The sequence below is a fragment of the Achromobacter sp. genome (assembly GCF_057314935.1).
This window is the reverse complement of record NZ_DBHKZA010000011.1, coordinates 48,067-61,135: the sequence shown is the minus strand read 5'-3', so window position 1 is coordinate 61,135 and position 13,069 is coordinate 48,067. Positions and strand designations below refer to the sequence as shown.

Annotated in this window: 12 protein-coding genes and 1 pseudogene; 7 read left to right on the top strand and 6 right to left on the bottom strand. The window is 67.3% G+C overall.

Annotation, left to right across the window (positions count from 1 at the left end):
• From ACO6D5_RS06110 to ACO6D5_RS06090, 5 genes are all read left to right on the top strand, one after another.
• The coding region (locus tag ACO6D5_RS06110) for a filamentous hemagglutinin family protein (protein WP_485824892.1) at positions 1-3,426 on the top strand (3,426 nt) is incomplete at its 5' end.
• A gap of 194 nt (positions 3,427-3,620) precedes the next feature.
• On the top strand, positions 3,621-4,106 hold the full coding sequence (locus ACO6D5_RS06105; RefSeq protein ID WP_485824891.1) for an RNA polymerase sigma factor: 486 nt from the start codon (positions 3,621-3,623) through the stop codon (positions 4,104-4,106).
• Positions 4,107-4,257: 151 nt separating this feature from the next.
• Positions 4,258-4,845 carry a TetR family transcriptional regulator C-terminal domain-containing protein gene (locus ACO6D5_RS06100; protein ID WP_315844656.1) on the top strand — a complete coding sequence of 196 codons (588 nt, stop codon included), beginning with the start codon at positions 4,258-4,260 and terminating at the stop codon, positions 4,843-4,845.
• A gap of 93 nt (positions 4,846-4,938) precedes the next feature.
• Entirely contained in the window at positions 4,939-5,454 is a 516-nt protein-coding gene (locus tag ACO6D5_RS06095; RefSeq protein WP_315844657.1) for a hypothetical protein, read from the top strand.
• Positions 5,455-5,514: 60 nt separating this feature from the next.
• Positions 5,515-6,120, top strand: a complete 606-nt coding sequence (locus ACO6D5_RS06090) for a hypothetical protein (protein WP_485824890.1) — start codon at positions 5,515-5,517, stop codon at positions 6,118-6,120.
• Positions 6,121-6,130: 10 nt separating this feature from the next.
• Here ACO6D5_RS06090 and ACO6D5_RS06085 read toward each other — a convergent pair whose 3' ends face one another.
• The 5 genes from ACO6D5_RS06085 to ACO6D5_RS06065 form a co-directional block, all read right to left on the bottom strand.
• Positions 6,131-7,396: a hypothetical protein gene (locus ACO6D5_RS06085; protein ID WP_485824920.1), complete on the bottom strand. Its 1,266-nt coding sequence runs from the start codon at positions 7,394-7,396 to the stop codon at positions 6,131-6,133.
• Between the two features lie 59 nt (positions 7,397-7,455).
• Entirely contained in the window at positions 7,456-7,809 is a 354-nt protein-coding gene (locus ACO6D5_RS06080) for a hypothetical protein (protein WP_485824889.1), read from the bottom strand.
• Between the two features lie 389 nt (positions 7,810-8,198).
• Positions 8,199-8,672 carry a DUF2269 family protein gene (locus ACO6D5_RS06075; RefSeq protein WP_485824888.1) on the bottom strand — a complete coding sequence of 158 codons (474 nt, stop codon included), beginning with the start codon at positions 8,670-8,672 and terminating at the stop codon, positions 8,199-8,201.
• The gene (locus tag ACO6D5_RS06070) at positions 8,669-9,925 is read right to left on the bottom strand and encodes an SDR family oxidoreductase (protein ID WP_485824887.1); all 1,257 of its coding nucleotides are present in this window, start codon (positions 9,923-9,925) and stop codon (positions 8,669-8,671) included. Before ACO6D5_RS06070 ends, ACO6D5_RS06075 begins: the two co-directional genes overlap by 4 nt.
• A gap of 123 nt (positions 9,926-10,048) precedes the next feature.
• Positions 10,049-10,579, bottom strand: coding sequence for a GbsR/MarR family transcriptional regulator (locus tag ACO6D5_RS06065; protein WP_006226837.1), 531 nt, complete (start codon positions 10,577-10,579; stop codon positions 10,049-10,051).
• 120 nt (positions 10,580-10,699) lie between these two features.
• Here ACO6D5_RS06065 and ACO6D5_RS06060 point away from each other — a divergent pair, with 120 nt between their 5' ends.
• Positions 10,700-11,608 (top strand): LysR substrate-binding domain-containing protein, encoded by a 909-nt coding sequence (locus ACO6D5_RS06060; protein ID WP_485824886.1) that lies wholly within the window; start codon positions 10,700-10,702, stop codon positions 11,606-11,608.
• Between the two features lie 97 nt (positions 11,609-11,705).
• Complete coding sequence (locus ACO6D5_RS06055; protein ID WP_485824885.1) at positions 11,706-12,719, top strand: cyclase family protein; 1,014 nt, start codon at positions 11,706-11,708, stop codon at positions 12,717-12,719.
• A gap of 11 nt (positions 12,720-12,730) precedes the next feature.
• Here the strand turns inward: ACO6D5_RS06055 and ACO6D5_RS06050 are convergent.
• Positions 12,731-13,069, bottom strand: a pseudogene (locus ACO6D5_RS06050) (mechanosensitive ion channel domain-containing protein); the annotation flags it as partial.

Sequence of the window (13,069 nt, the reverse complement as noted above, 5' to 3'; positions counted from 1 at the left end):
ACCCGCGAGTACAAGTATGGCTTCGGCTCGCCGGCGTTCAGCGTGTTGCGCACCGGCGCCGGCGACCTGTCGCTGCTGGCCGGGCGCGACGTGGGCATGGCCTCGCTGTACGGCGTGTACACCGCGGGCACGCCATCGTCGCTGGGCGCGGCCGACGCGCGCTTCAACCTGCCGCGCGGCTACGATAGCAAGACCGGCCCGTTGGGATTGATCCAGATGGACGGCAAGTACGACGCCGCCCTGGCGGCCTACCAGGCCTGGTACCCCGACCAGGGCGGCAACCTGGTCGTGCAGGCCGGGCGCGACATCTATGGCGATGCGCTGGGTTCGAACGCCGACAACGGCGTGGTGGTCGACTATTCGTCCGCCCGCGCGCGTTATGCCAGCACGATGACCGGTACCTGGCTCTGGCGCCAGGGCAGCATCGGCACCCCGGGCGTGGCCGACATCGCGCCCAGTTGGTGGATCAACTTCGGCGCCTATGCGGTCGAGGGCGCCATCGGCGGCGGCAACCGTGAGCCCAGGCTGGTCGGCTTTACCGGGTTCGGCACGCTGGGGGGCGGCAACCTCAGCATCGCTGCGGGGCGCGACGCCGGCATTCGCGATGCGCGCGGCGATGCTGCTCGGTACGTCAACGGCGTGGAACCGCGCTCGCAGGGTTTGACTGCCGCGGTCGGCAGCACCGGCCGGGTGGTCGATGGCAATGTCGTGCTGACGGGCGGCGGCGACCTCGACCTGCGCATCGGCGGTAGCCTCAATCCGGCATTGAACGCCACCCAACTGGATGCGATGGGGCCGTATACCGGCGGCACCGACCACCTGGACCTGAACGGCGTGCTGGTCAACCTGCGGGGCCGGCTGGCCGTGTCGGCCGGCCAGTTGGGCGGCATGGAACTGCGCTACGGCGACGGCGCGGGCCTGCGCGCCAAGGATCCCTTTGCCGTGGCGTCAGCCCGGCCCATGGGCGGCCCGAGGCTGGTGTTGGGCGACGCGGTGGCGTGGATCGATACGCGCTCGGACCTGGTGCTGGGCGGCGTCAGCGACCCGGGGCGTGTCACGCAGGTCAACTCCAGCCCTTACCAGCGCAGTGGCGACGCGCAACCCGTGACCGGCGGCGGCAATGGCTGGTTCACGTTGTGGACGCCGACCACGGCTATCAATCTGTTTTCGGCGGGCGGCAACCTGACGCCGATGACCGTCAGCAACAGCCGGTTTTCGGGCGACGAACTGAACCCGGAATATACGCATATCGGCGCGGCGGGCCGCAGCTACTACGTCTATCCGTCGATCCTGCGCGCCGTGGCGGCCAATGGCAACATCATGCTCGCCGACAATGCCGCGGACCAGGGCAACCCGGTGCTCCTGCTGGCGCCGTCGGCGAACGGCCAGCTGGAAATGCTGGCGGGCCGTTCCATCCTGGCGCAGAACGCGTACACCGTGTCGATGTCGTCCGCCGACGCGCCGTTGCCCACGCCGCTGCGCCCGGCCTTCAGCGCGTTCTCGACCGATATTTACGGCAATCCCATCCTGACCAACACCAGCGGGGAAGGGGTGCTGCGAGGAGCCGCGTGGTATGGCAAGCCGCTCTTCACGTTCGGACCCGGCACGCCGCTGGATCGTGCGTTGCACGCGGGGGATGACGCCGTCGCCCGTTTCTATGCCGTCACCGGCGACGTGGTGGGCCTCAAGAGCGGTTCGGTCGTCGATATGTCGCAGGCCGGCGGTTCGGTCGTTCGCAGCATCGATACCTGGTACGAAGCCGCCATACCCGTATCGGTTCGGGCCGGCCGCGACGTCCTGGGGCTGGACGTCACCGCCGTGCACAACAACGCGCGCGACCTGTCGTTGATCGAGGCCGGCCGCGATATCGTCTATGCCAACGCGCGGGTCGCGGGCCCGGGCACGCTGCTGATGCAGGCGGCTCGCCAACTGCGCCAGGATGACGTGGCCAGCGTGCGCAGCCTGGGCGCCATTGTGCGGGGCGACACCCGGCCTGGCGCTGACTTGGCCGTGCTGGCGGGCGTAGGCACGGCGGGCCCGGATTATGCGGGCTTCCTGGCGCGATATCTCGATGGCTCGCGCGGGTTGCGGGCAGGTGAGGCGTTGGGCCCGAATCCGGACAAGGTTGCGCAGGCCTATGGCGGCGAGCTGACATTGCGCGGTTGGCTGGCCGACGAATTCGGCTATGCCGGCGACGACGGCGGGGCACCGGCCGAACTGGCCCGCCAGCAGGCGCTGCGCGACGCCGATGCCGGCAAGGCCAGGCGCGACCTGGCGGCCGACTTCGAGCTGGATAGCGGCACCTACCTGGTGAACTGGCTGCGCAAGCGCCACGGCTACGCGGGGGGCGAGGAGGGCGCAGGCGCCGCGTTGGCGGCGCTGGCGCCGGCCGAGCGTGGCATCTACGCGCGCCAGTTGTTCTTCGCCGAACTGAAGGAGGGTGGACGCGAGTACAACGACGTTGGCGGCCCGCGCTTCGGCAGCTACCTGCGCGGGCGCCGCGCCATCGCGGCCCTGTTCCCCGATGCCGACTCCGCAGGCACTCCCTTGCGTTATGAGGGCAGCTTCACGATGTATGGCGGCGCGGGCCTGCGCAGCAATTTCGGCGGCAACATCCAGCTGCTGACGCCGGGCGGCCAGCAGGTGCTGGGCGTTGAAGGCGTGGCGCCGCCGGCCAGCGCAGGCGTGGTGACGCAAGGGCAGGGCAATATCCAGCTGTATGCGCAAGGCAGCCTGCTGCTGGGCCAAAGTCGCATCATGACCACGTTCGGCGGCCATATCCAGGCCTGGTCGGCCGAAGGCGACATCAACGCGGGCCGGGGCGCGAAGACGACGGTGTTGTACACGCCGCCGCGGCGCGTGTACGACGCTTATGGCAACGTGACGCTGTCGCCTACCGTGCCTTCCACGGGCGCGGGGATCGGCACGCTGGCACCGGTTCCCGAGGTGCCCGCAGGCGACGTGGACCTGATCGCGCCCCTGGGCACGATCGACGCCGGCGAGGCAGGCATCCGCGTGTCGGGCAACGTCAACGTGGCGGCGCTGCATGTGGTGAACGCGGCCAACATCCAGGTGCAAGGCGACAGCAAGGGCATCCCGATCGCGGTGTCGGTCAACACCAATGCGTTGGCGAGCGCCAGCGCGGCGGCGACGACGGCTTCCTCCGCGGCGCAGGACGTCATGCAGCGCGAGCGGTCGGCGGCGCGCCAGAATCAGCCGTCCGTTTTCAACGTGCAGATCCTTGGCTTCGGCACGGAGCCGCTGCCGGCAGGTAGCGGCGGGGAACCTCCCCCGCCCAAACCGCCAGCGCCGTCGGCGTCCTATGACCCCGGCAGCGCGGTGCGGGTCTTGGGGCTGGGCGATCTGCCCGCGCAGGCGCAGCAGCAGCTGACCGAACGCGAGCAAAGCAACCTGGGTCGGCTGTAGCGGAAATGATGAATCCGATATCGACCGTAAGCCGGCGGCTGGCTCCCGCCTTGCCGCCCTGGCGCGAGGGCGAAGCGTGGCGCGCGCCGCGTCCCCGGGCGCGGCCTGCGCCGCAAGGGGCGAGGCATGACGAAGCGTCTGCGTCCAGGCCCGCGCTTGCGGGCCCGGACGCAGGCACCGACACGGCGGCGCGCTTGCGTGCGCATCTAAGCGGCAGTTACGCGGCGCTGCACGGCCGGCTTGTGCGGCGGTTCGGCTGCGCCGACCTGGCGCGCGAATGCCTGCACGACACGTGGCTACGGTTGGCGCGGCCCGTGGCCGCCGAGGTGCGGCAAGCGGACGCCTATGTGTTCCGCATGGCCTGTCATCTGGCGATCGACCGCCTGCGCGAGCAGGCCTCTTGGCTGTCGCTGGATGATCCGGACGCGGGGCTGCCCGAGCCAATCGACGAAAGTCCCGGTCCGCAGGCCGTGGCGGAGGGCAGGTCGGCCCTTATGGCGTTGGCGCGGATCATGGAGGGGTTGCCTCGCCGGCAGCTCGCCGTGCTGATTGCCTTGCGGGTAGAGGGGCGCAGCCGCGGTGATGCCGCCGAATGGCTGGGCATGTCGTTGCGGTCCGTGGATACCGCACTGCGCCAGGCGCTGCGGCACTGCGAGCAAGTGGCGGCGCCCGTCCGGTAAGCGGCCTGCGGTCCCTCTGAGATCGCGGGGGGGCCTTGACTTGCAACCGACCAACTAGTAGATTGGTTGCGTTGCGAATGCCCTCGCTACCGCCATTGCATGGCGCGGACGGGTGCCTCGCCCGTCCTTCAGCAAACCAGAGTGGATTCCTATGAGTGTGGCGCTTTCCCCGCGAGCCATCGAGATCGTCGAGCAGACCAAGCTGTTGCTTGCCGCCGGGGGCTATCACGGGTTCAGCTATGCCGATGTGTCCGAACGGGTCCGTATCGGCAAGCCCAGCATTCATCACCATTTTCCGGCCAAGGCGGACCTGGTCCTGACGGTTGTCGCCCAGCATCGCGAACAGGCCCGCGAGGGGTTGGCGGCGCTTGACCAACACGTCCAGGATCCGCTTGCGCGGCTGACGGCCTACACCGATTATTGGGCCACGTGCATCCGCGAGGGCACGATGCCCATGTGCATTTGCGCGATGCTGGCCGCTGAATTGCCCTTGATTCCCCAAGCCGTCGCAGACGAAGTGCGCGCCTATTTCCATGAACTGACCGGATGGCTCGCATCGTTGCTCCAGGCCGGCGTCGCCAAGGGGCAGTTCCATCTGCGCAATAGTGTCCAGGTGGAAGCGCAGGCCTTCATGTCGACCATACACGGCGCGATGCTGACCGCCCGGGCGTTCGGGGACACGGAGGTGTTCGCATCGATCACGCGCGGCGCCATCAAGCAGTTGAGCGTTCCGGCCTGACCGCACCAGGAAGCGCGCCCACGTGGCGCGCCATTTTTTTAACTTGATTACCGATCAACTAGTTGGTTGTTTTATCGAAAGGAACCCTCTTCCATGCCACATCCTATTTCCGCCTTGGGTGCCGCACACACCCTCATCAGCCTCGTGCCCGCCACCGTAGGCCTGTACAGCTTTGCGCGGTATCGCGGGATCGACAGCGCCACGCGAACCGGCAAGATCTATCTGGTCGGGCTGCTCGTGGCCGTGCTCACCTCGTTCGGCCTATCCAGCTCCGGCGGGTTCAACGCGGGGCATGCCCTGGGCATTCTGGCGCTGCTCTCGGTCGCGGGCGCGCTGCTTGCACCGCGGCTGCCATGGCTGTCCCGGGCGCATCCCTATCTGTCGCAGCTGGGCTTTTCCTTCAGCTTCTTCCTGATGTGGGTGCCCGGGATCGCGGAGACGCTCACGCGCCTGCCGGTGTCTCACCCGCTTGCCGAGGGGCCGCAATCCCCCCTGGTGCGCGGCGCCCTGGCCACGTGGTTCGCGCTGTTCCTGGTGGGTTGTGCGACGCAGTTGCTGTGGATCCGTTCGCAACGGCGCGCCCAGAGGGCCCCGGCTCGGCTTTCGTAGCCGTCATTGCGTCATCACCGGGACGTCGTGCAGTCCGGCGCGACCAGCCAAGGAGTTGCCATGAATGCCAGAGCCATTGATCCGATGGGCACCGCCCGGATTGACGATGTCCGGGACCCTTACCGCGCCGAACGGCTGCGTGCTCAGATGCGCGCCGACCGTGTGGCGCGTCCGCAGGCACCGCCGTTCGCGGGCATCCAGGCTGCGCGCCCACCAGCTGTGCCGACGGGGGGCGCGCCCCAAAAGCCGGTCATCGTCAGGAAGGACGATCGGGATCAATCTGTGAATCCGCTGCGCGACCAATACGCGGCGCACTGTCTGATGCACGCCATCGAGGCCTTCCATGACCAGCAGGCCAAGTTGGAGGCGCAAGCGCTGGCCGGCAATCAGGCGTTAAAGGACGAACAGGTCGAGCAGCAAGCGCGCGCGGAGGCGGCCAATGACCTCGGCACGATCCAGGGCCTGCTGCCGCTACAGCCGTATCGCGTCGTGGCGGGGGTTCCGCCGATCATGGTGCAGCAGGTGGCCGCCGTGTCAGGCGCTGCACCGCTAGTCGTGGGCCCGGTGGCCCATGCCGCGCCGTTGCGCAACGCCACGGACGACGCGCTCAGCACCCACGCAAGCACGCGCGACCGTGCGCGCCGCCCGCGCAAAGAGGGCGCCTGACGCACTGATTTCAATCTTCCAGATACGCTTGCCCGCCGGGCTTCAGATAAGGCGTCAGCGCCTGGAACGGCACGGTGGCGTGCGTGCCCAGGCAAGCCCCTGATGCATGGCCCACGCCGGTCACCGACAGGCTTAGCGCGCCCGGCGTCTGCGCGCCCAGGGCCAGATACTGCGGCCAGAGATCCGCGCAGTCTTCCAGGTTGGGATGCTGATCGGCGCGGTCTTCTGGCGGCGCAGCCTTGACCACCTGGTTCACCACCGCAAGCAATGCGGGGCTGGCTTGCCGGCCGAAGCTGCGCTTGCCCGCCACGTAAGCGTCGAACACGCGATTCCAGTCCAGGTATTCGCCGCGCAGCAGGTCGAAGGTATACGGTTCGAAATGGTTGTCGGGATGCGCGCCGCCGCAGTCCAGGCTGCCCGCTTCGGTTACCGTCATGAGCGCGCGCGACAGCCACGTGACGTTCACGTTTTCCTCGTCGAATCCGCCCAATGTGCCCGTGCCGGAATTCGTGGTGGTGTAGGCGGACGCCATGCATGCCAATGCCCCCAGGCTCTTGCGCCAGTGGCGTTGCTCCAGCAGGTGGTTGACGCGCTGCATGACCTGCGGGTCGGGATGCCGGCTTAGCCGGGGGTAGGGGAATTTGGTGCGCGGGTCCACCCACATGCGATAGGCCACCGTGCCGTTGCCGATGTCCTTGCCTACCGGTTGCGCGTGGCCTGCAAGCTTCAACGTTTCGTAGGGCGCACGCTTGGCGTCGATTCCCGCCTTGATATCGACGTCGCCAAGATCAACCTGCGCGGCCCGCACGGCGTTGCCGTCGCGCTCAAGCTGCTCGGTGTCGTACTCGGCGACCCGCTGCAAGTCGAAGCGGCGCTGTTTGCCGGTGCGGGAGTCAGTCCAATCCCCGCGAAAGCCCTTGGCGTCGCGCACACCCCGCCAGCTTGCGGCGCGATCGGCCGGGCCGATCAGGGCATTGGACGAGGACGGCGGTTGCGCCGGGTGCAGCCTGGGCTCGAACAGCGCGTCCAGCGTACCGCGCAACGGAATATCGACGCCGTTCCTGGCGTAGAAGTAGCGTCCGCTCAACCTCCCATCGACGCCGGCTTCGTTGTCCAATTCCAGCACGATCTCGCCGGCGCCTTGCAGGGCTCCCTTGTAGACGGTCCGCTGGGCTGCTTGGGCGTCCAGGCAGGTCAGCGACAGGGCGGCCAGCGCCACGGCGCCCAGGCGCGAACGATGATGCTGACCGGCCAGTGTGGACACCTGAACGGACATCTGCCTGTTCGCCGTGGAGATTGAGGTCCGGCCGGTCATGGGGGCTTTTCCTGCGCTTGCTATTTCGGGCGCGTCGCCGAAATGGCCTTGAGCTGCGCGCAGGTCTTTTCCTTATCCGCCGCGCTCAGCGAACCCAGCTGCCCCTTGGTCGCGGTGTATGACTGCGAGAACGCGGTGTCGAAGTCCGCGGCAGCCATGCCTTGTGCGCCTGCTGCCGTCTTCTGCTGTTGCTTCTTCTGGTCCAGCTGCGCCGTCGTATAGGCATTGCAGTACTCGGCGGCCGCATGCATCTGGCCGCTCAGGGCGGCCAGGCTGGGCATCTGGCCTGGAACGCCCTGTTGAGCCAAGGCGGCGCCGCTGCTGAAGGTCAGGGCGGCAGCCACCAGGGCGGCCTTCTGGCCGCGTGAGGCCACGGTGCAAACTTGCTTGAAAATCGGCAATTCAAGTCTCCCACTCGATAAAGGAATCAGGCCGCGCGCCGCGCCGCCCGAAGGCCGCAAGCGCCGCGGCAACACGTCTCGCCGCGCACCGCCGGCGAGTGTGCTGCGGATGCAGCGCGAGCACTATGCCCGGGTCGTTGTTATACGCTTATGAATCGATGAAACAAAGTATTTCTTCCGCAGTGCGTGGAGGTCAAGCTTTCGCATGTTGGCTTGCGGCCTGTTGTCCGGCGATCCAAGGCGCGTGGCAGAACGTGGATTCTCGCCGACAAGGCGGCGGCCACCAGCTGTTCACAATTTGACGCAAATCCAGGTCAAGGCGTGACCCATGGCGCGGGGTCGACGCCGGTGCCCTGCGGGGCCTACAGCGCAGGCTTGAGCACCATCAGGAAATACACCGCCACCATGGCCAGGAAGGCCGGGTAGCCCAGGCGTTCCCACCATTGCGCAAAGTGCCAGTAGCGCGCAGGCAGCGCGGTCTCGCCCGCGGCGTGGGTAGCGGCCGCCATTTTGGCCATTTCGTACTGCAGCCACACGACCGGCAGCCAGCACACGCCTGCCAGCAGATACAGCATGATCGACAGGGTGACCCACGGCGTCGTCCATTGCCAGCCGGCGGCGTGCGCCAGCCACAATCCCGACAGGGGCTGGAAGACCACGGCCGGCGTGGTGAACCACAGGTCGGCTCGAACCACCAGTTTCGAGACGGCGGCGATCGCCGGAATGGAGCCCGTCCGGTTGGCGAAGAACAGATAGAACGCCGTGCCGAAGCCGGTGCCCACCAGCAGCACCGATGAAAGGATGTGCAGGGTCTTGACCGTCAGGTACAGGTTCATGGCTTCGTTTCCTCGGTAAGCAGAATGAATAGCAGCGCGACGACGGCGACGTTTTTCAGGACGGGCCCGAAAGGGTGCAGCAGGTATTCGGGCAAGGCCACGGCGATGATGGCCGTGTACGCCACGACCAGGGCAAGCTGCGCGGCCCACAGGCGTCGGCCAGGCCGCCAGAGCGTGGCGATGCCCAGTACGAAATCCAGCCCCGCGGCCAGGTACAACGCCGCCTGCGCGGCGGCGCCGTGCAGGCCGACGGGTTCCAGCAACGCCAGGCTGCCGGCCACGGGATAGAGAAAGGCGCTGCACACGGCCGTCCACAACCAGATCAGCGCCAGCGCGCCGCGCAGCAGGCCGGGGCGCCAGGCAGCCAGCGCCTGATGGCGCAGTGGCAGCGCGTCGGAAGGGCCGATAAAGGATTCGATGCCGTCAGGCGCGCGACCCAGCGCCCGGGTCGTAGTCATGGCATCGGCCGTATTGCCTGCGCGCAGCATCCGCCAGGTGTCGCGCGTCAGCAATGACCCCGGCAGCCGGTTCAGCAATATCGCGGCGCCCGACACCAGCCATGCCGGCACGGGCACCTGCCATGCCGGGGCGAACCCCATCGAATTCCGGTAGACCGCCAGCATCTGGCGGAACTCGACCTCGGTGCCGCCGACCAGGTTCAGGACGGCGGGACCGTGAGGATCACCGCGCAGCAGCCGGGCGACGACCTCGGCCAATTCTTCCACCCGCATCGGACGCAGCCGTTGACGTCCGCCCGCAGGCAGCGGGTGCACCGGTATGGACGCCAATGCCCGGAAGAACCGGGCCGAGGCCCCTTGTTCGCCATAGACCAGCGCCGGCCGCAGGATGTGGTGCGCAACGGGCAGCGACCGCAGGTGATCATCGGCTGCGCGCTTGCTTTGGAAGTAGGGCGTATCGCCATGCTCGGCGCCCAGCGCCGACAGTTGCACGATGCGCCGGACGCCCGCAAGGCGGGCGGCGTCGAACAACGCGATCGGCGCGCGGCGGTGGACGCGGTCGAACGTGGCGCCCGCCTTTTCGATCAGGATGCCCACGGCGTTGACCACCACATGGATGCCGCGCAGCCGATCCGCCCATGCGGCCGGGTCGGTGTCCGCCATGTAGTCAATGGCGATCTCGTCCGGCCGCGTCGCCACGCGCACGCCTTTCAGCACGCGATGGCCATCGCGTGCCAGGGCATCGCAAAAGGCCTGGCCGACAAAACCGTGGGCGCCGCACACCAGGATATTCATGCCGTTGCCTTCTTGGGTAAGCCGTTCATGGTTGGCGTCGCTATTCTTTTATTTCTGCAATTTCTGTACAGACAGAAATTTCTGGGTAAAAAAAGGGCGCGGCGCAAGGCCCGCCCGGGAGCATCACGACTTGGTACGCCGCATGGTCTTGCTGATTTTGGCGCCCATGCCCAGTGTCTTCATCAAGGTCTCGGGCTTCATGCGCAGCATCTCATCGGACCAGGTGGTCAGGATTTCCAGGAATTCCAGCGTCTCGCGCACCCGTTGTTCGGTGGCGCGGCTTTCGTTTTCGATTTCCGGGCTGGCCAGGCTGTCGCGCAGCATGGTCAGCGTGGGGTCGATTTCGCGTTGCCGCCGGCCTTCGACGATGAGCTTGAACAGCTCCCAGATATCGGTCGAGGTTTCAAAGTGGTCGCGGCGGTCTTCCATCACGTGCACCACCCGGGCCAGGCGCCAGGCTTGCAATTCCTTGAGGCTGTTGCTGACGTTCGAGCGCGCAACTCCCAGCGTGTCGGCGATTTCTTCGGCGGGAACGGGGCGGCCCAGCAGATAGAGCAGGGCGTGGATCTGGGCGACGGTGCGGTTCACGCCCCAGCGCGAACCCATTTCGCCCCAGTGCAGGATGAATCGTTCGGCGATCGGAGTCAGTTTCATGGAGCCACTGTAGGAGGTTTCTGTTATTTCTGTCAAGACAGAAATAACAGAAACTAGCGCGTTTGGCGAATGCGGCCGATCACTGCAGAATCCGGGGATTCGTCTTCCCTCGATCCTGCCATGGACACCTTCAACTACATGCGCGCCTTCCGGCGCATCGTCGAACTGGGCAGCCTCGCCAAAGCGGCCGAAGACCTGGACGTGTCGTCCGCCGGCCTCAGCAAGCAGCTCCGTGCGTTGGAAGCCCACCTGGGCGCGGTGCTGATCCAGCGCACCACGCGCAAGATGAGCCTGACCGACACGGGCGCCGCCTACTACGCTGAATGCTGCCGGCTGCTTGATGAGCTGAACGCCCTGGAAAAGTCCGTCAAGCAGCAATCGCGGCGCGTGTCGGGCCGCCTGCGCGTGAACGCGCCCGTCTCCTTCGCCTTGAGCGTGCTGTCGCCGTTGCTGGCGCGCTTCCTGCGCCAGTATCCCGAACTGCGGCTGGACCTGGCCATGGAAGACCGTCTGGTCGATGCGGTGGGCCAGGGCTTTGACGTGTCGATCCGGCTGCGGGCCCAGTTGGACGATTCCTCGCTGATCGCGCGGCGGCTGGCGTCGCTGACGCAAATGCTGTGCGCGGCGCCGTCCTACCTGGACCGGCGCGGCCACCCCGACAGCGTGCAAGCGCTGCGCGGGCATGACCTGCTGAGCTACACCCTCGCCGATAGCCCTGGCGCCTTCCCCGACGGGGAGACCGGCCAGCCGCCAGACCTGCCTGCCGGCCCCTCACACGTCCAGGTCAACAACAGCCTGATGCTGCGCGACCTGCTTGAGGCGGGGTTGGGCATCGGCGCGTTGCCCTCGTTCCTGGCCGCGCCCGCCATCGCCGCCGGCACGCTCGCGCACGTGCTGCCGGACCTGCCCGCCGCGCCCCGCTACGTGTACGCCGTCTACCCAACCAGCCGCCACCTGCAGCCCAAGGTAAAGGCCTTTGTGGACTTCCTGGCCGACCACCTGCCGGCGGCCATGCAGGGCGATTGTTGACGCCCAGCGAATAAAGACCTGCCGGCAAGCACCTTACTCGCACGGCGTCGCCTCCGTAAGCTGGCGTCCATCGAAACGAGAACGCACAAGGTGCATCATGACTGTCCGCTATACCCGCAAACTCCTCGGCCTGGCGTTGGGCGCCGCCCTCAGCTTCAACGTCCTGGCGCAGGGTGCACCGTCCCGCGCGCCGGCTTCCGGCCAGGAAGTGGGCATCAGCCCATGGGGGCCTGACGATGAAATCGGCCGCCTCAATCTCATCACTGCCGAATCGCGCGCCGCCGTCATGTCGCGGGTGGCGGGCGGCAAGGTCTACGATCTGGCCACGGAGTACTACGTGGGCATGCCCAGCTGGCAGGACGCCGGCGATCCGCACTACCAATTCTGGATGACCCACACGCCGCGCGGCACCGAAGTCGACGATCCGATGGGCGTGGGCCAGGACATGAACGCGATGCGCAGCTACACCGGCACCGCGTTCTCGATGTATAGCCACACCGGCACGCACATTGATGCGCTCAATCATTTCGGCATCCACGGCAAGATCTGGAATGGCTTCCGTGCCGACGAGCATCTGGGCGACCGGGGCTGGAAGCGCACCGGCATCGAGAAGTTTCCGCCGCTGGTGGCGCGCGGCGTCCTGATCGACGTGGCCGCGCTCAAGGGCGTGGACATGTTGCCGGACCAGTACCGCATCACCCGGCAGGATCTGAAGGCCGCGCTGGCGCGCCAAAAGACCGCGCTGCACCAGGGCGACATCGTGCTGATCCGCACCGGCCGCATGAAGCTGTACAACGACCCGGCCGCCTACATGGCCAAGCCGCCGGGCATGGGTCTGGACGCGGCCCGATACCTGGTGGAGGAAGGAGGCGCCATGATCCTGGGCGCGGACAACCTCAGTTTCGAGACCTTCCCGTCCGAGGTGTCCGACGACTATGTTCCGCTGCACACCTATCTGCTGGCGCAGCAAGGCGTGCCCATCATCGAACTGGCGGCGCTGGACGAGTTGTCCCGCGACCAGGTCTATGAGTTCGCCTTCATCGGCGGGCCGCTGAAGATCCGCGGCGGCGACGCGGCGCCGCTGCGTCCGGTCGCGATGCCCCTACGCTAGCCGCGGCGCCGCTATACCGGCCGTGACAGGGACGGTGGCGGGGTGGCCTCGGCCTCGTCGCGCGCTTCGAGTTCATTGCCCAGCACCTCGGCCGAATCCTCGCCGCCGGCTTCCGGTTTCAGGCGGCGGCGCGTGTGCCCGGCGGCGCGCGCGTCCTCGCCCTCGTCGGGGCGTTCGGCCTGCAGCGTCACGTTCGCCGGTGGCGCATAGCCACGCTTGTCCTGCCCGAAGTACACCACCGTGTGCGGATACGGCAGCTCGATGCCGGCCGCGTCGAAGTGCTTCTTCAACAGCCGGTTGTAGCCGCGCTGCACGGCCCATTGCATGCCGGGCGTGGTCTTGATCAGGAT

Bases quoted from the DNA above. Each gene is read 5' to 3' on its own strand.
- ACO6D5_RS06100 (WP_315844656.1), top strand. From the start codon at position 4,258: ATGAGTGTGGCGCTTTCCCCGCGAGCCATCGAGATCGTCGAGCAGACC.
- ACO6D5_RS06095 (WP_315844657.1), top strand. From the start codon at position 4,939: ATGCCACATCCTATTTCCGCCTTGGGTGCCGCACACACCCTCATCAGC.
- ACO6D5_RS06090 (WP_485824890.1), top strand. From the start codon at position 5,515: ATGAATGCCAGAGCCATTGATCCGATGGGCACCGCCCGGATTGACGAT.
- ACO6D5_RS06085 (WP_485824920.1), bottom strand. From the start codon at position 7,396: ATGTCCGTTCAGGTGTCCACACTGGCCGGTCAGCATCATCGTTCGCGC.
- ACO6D5_RS06075 (WP_485824888.1), bottom strand. From the start codon at position 8,672: ATGAACCTGTACCTGACGGTCAAGACCCTGCACATCCTTTCATCGGTG.
- ACO6D5_RS06070 (WP_485824887.1), bottom strand. From the start codon at position 9,925: ATGAATATCCTGGTGTGCGGCGCCCACGGTTTTGTCGGCCAGGCCTTT.
- ACO6D5_RS06065 (WP_006226837.1), bottom strand. From the start codon at position 10,579: ATGAAACTGACTCCGATCGCCGAACGATTCATCCTGCACTGGGGCGAA.
- ACO6D5_RS06060 (WP_485824886.1), top strand. From the start codon at position 10,700: ATGGACACCTTCAACTACATGCGCGCCTTCCGGCGCATCGTCGAACTG.
- ACO6D5_RS06055 (WP_485824885.1), top strand. From the start codon at position 11,706: ATGACTGTCCGCTATACCCGCAAACTCCTCGGCCTGGCGTTGGGCGCC.